Source organism: Anoxybacillus sp. J5B_2022, from assembly GCF_026847645.1.
Classification (GTDB): Bacteria; Bacillota; Bacilli; order Bacillales; family Anoxybacillaceae; genus Anoxybacteroides.
The window spans coordinates 1-2342 of the sequence record NZ_JAPSMC010000123.1 but is presented as its reverse complement, the minus strand read 5'-3'; the positions used below and the strand labels follow the sequence as shown (position 1 = coordinate 2342).

Below are 2342 nucleotides of genomic sequence, written 5' to 3'. Positions count from 1 at the left end.
TTGTATTTAATATACCATATAGATGCGTAATTTAGCAATATGTGGTAGTATTATTTTGTTATAAAAAATTAAGAGCATTCCTGTTAGAAAGGTTTTGGGGGACTTGAAAGAAAAAAGCCCTCTTGGTATGATGCAGGGGTACCAACAAACACCTATCATCCAACCAAGGAGGACTCACTATGAATTGTACACAAAATCGCAAAATTGAACAAGTCACGGATCAAACATTAGTGATTGGAATGGATATTGCCAAGCAAAAACATTTCGCGGCGATGGTGGACGCGCGGGGAAGAGAACTCAAGAAGAGGATTCCAGTGCTCCAGTCGAGAGCCGGATTCGAGCAGTTTTATGCGTTGATTCAAGAGGCGATGAGGGAATTTGGCAAAACGGAAGTGATCGTCGGAATCGAACCGACCGGACATTACTGGTTGAACCTTGCTCATTTTCTCGAGGAAAAAGGGATCCCGTTGGTCATGGTCAACCCGATGCACGTCAAACGGTCGAAAGAACTGGACGATAACTTGCCAACGAAGCACGATGCCAAAGACGCCCTCGTCATCGCAAGGCTCGTCAAAGACGGACGCTTTAGCTATCCCCGCATTCTCCACGAGGTGAAGGCGGAATTACGGGCAGGAACCACGTTTCGAGCATCGCTAATCAAGGAACGGAATGCCGTCCTCAATCAAATGATTCGTTGGCTGGATCGGTACTTCCCTGAGTTTGTGCAGGTGTTTCCGTCATTCGGAAAAATCGCGTTGGCGGTCTTAGAACACACGCCATTTCCGATGGACATCGCCGATCAGACGGTCGAAGGGCTCATGGAGCGATACCGTCAAAGCGAAGGACTCCAATGTCCGCAAAAACCGAAAATTCAAAAGCTGGTAGAGGTCTCTCGCCATTCGATTGGCATCACCCAAGGACAACAGATGGCCCGTATCGAAATCGCCACGTTGGTCCGCCGGTATCGCCAATTGGAACAAGAGATCGCAGCGTTGACGGAAGAGTTAGTTGCCCTTGCACAAACGATGGTGGAGTACGAATGGCTTCAAACGATTCCAGGGTTAGGCGATGCGACGATTGTGGAGTTGTTGTCGGAAATCGGGAGTTTTCACCAGTATCAAGATCCGCGTCAATTGATCAAATTAGCGGGCTTGACGTTGAAAGAAAACTCGTCGGGACAACACAAGGGACAAAAACGAATCTCGAAGCGAGGGCGAAGACGGCTACGCACCCTTCTCTTTCGGGTGATGATCCCACTCATTCGCCATAACAAGGCGTTTCGTGCCTTACACGAGTACTATACGACACGTCCTGTCAACCCGTTGCGTAAGAAACAATCCATCGTCGTGTTATGTGGCAAGCTATTGAAAATTCTATACGCGGTTTGTGTGAAGCAACAAGCATTTGATGAGGAACGAATGATGCAAGATATCTTCTCCTCCACTCAAGCACAGGCAGCCTAGAGCCGCCTCCTTTGACAAGGAAAACTGTCTAAACAACCAGATGACACGGAGAAGCTGGCACGATTTTCACCATTCGACCTCGAGTCCCTAAAAGAGCTTAGCCGGCCTCTGCTTGGTGAAGAGACCGAACGAAGGAATGTTGGCACACGGATGCCCAGAGACATGGGAGGGGTCGTCCTCATCAGCAATGCAGAGATCCAAGGTGCATCGCATACACATCCCCCCACTGGTATATAAAAATACAAAAATATCCAGTGACCGCGAAGCGCACCACGGATTGTTAGATATCAACAAAAATGCAAAAGTATGTGATGAGTTTTGTCGAAAAATATTTTTTTGGCACCCCTAAGATGCCAAGAAACCTTGATATATCAACATTTCTAGAGGGAGGTGGATATATGATACAAATAATCGTGAGTGTACTTGGAATAGTTGGTTTAGTAAGCGCAGGATTCGCTTATTATTACATGGAAAAACAACCAAAAAAATAACAGTAAAAATCTATCTTAAGGATAGCGAGAAAGATAAATAACGAGTACACAGACGGCTTTTACAGCCGTTTTTTTTCGTTCCAAGGGGTCAAAGGTAGGGGTGATAGAAAGATGCAATGTGAGCCATTCTGAAGCGTTTAAAGGCTATATAGCTATTAGCTGTCACTTTTTATAGTGGCGACATGTTGTAAATTATCATTTTATCCCCGAATAAAACGCCTTCTTTTTTGCAAATTCCTTCGGGATATACTTCTCCCCTTTTCTGAAATAGTATGCTAAATTTTTAGTGAATTGTTTCGGAGGGGGAGGACGAGATCGTGATCCAGTTGTATGACTTCGGGGTTGATGTGCAAACCTATGCGAATCGAGGAAAACAAAATGCGTTTCT

Annotated in this window: 1 protein-coding gene; it reads left to right on the top strand. The window is 45.5% G+C overall.

Features of this window, described 5'->3' with window-relative positions; all coding sequences use genetic code 11:
* Positions 1–179: 179 nt before the first annotated feature.
* The gene (locus tag M4I42_RS16610; RefSeq protein WP_268853156.1) at positions 180–1463 is read left to right on the top strand and encodes an IS110 family transposase; all 1284 of its coding nucleotides are present in this window, start codon (positions 180–182) and stop codon (positions 1461–1463) included.
* Positions 1464–2342 lie beyond the last annotated feature (879 nt).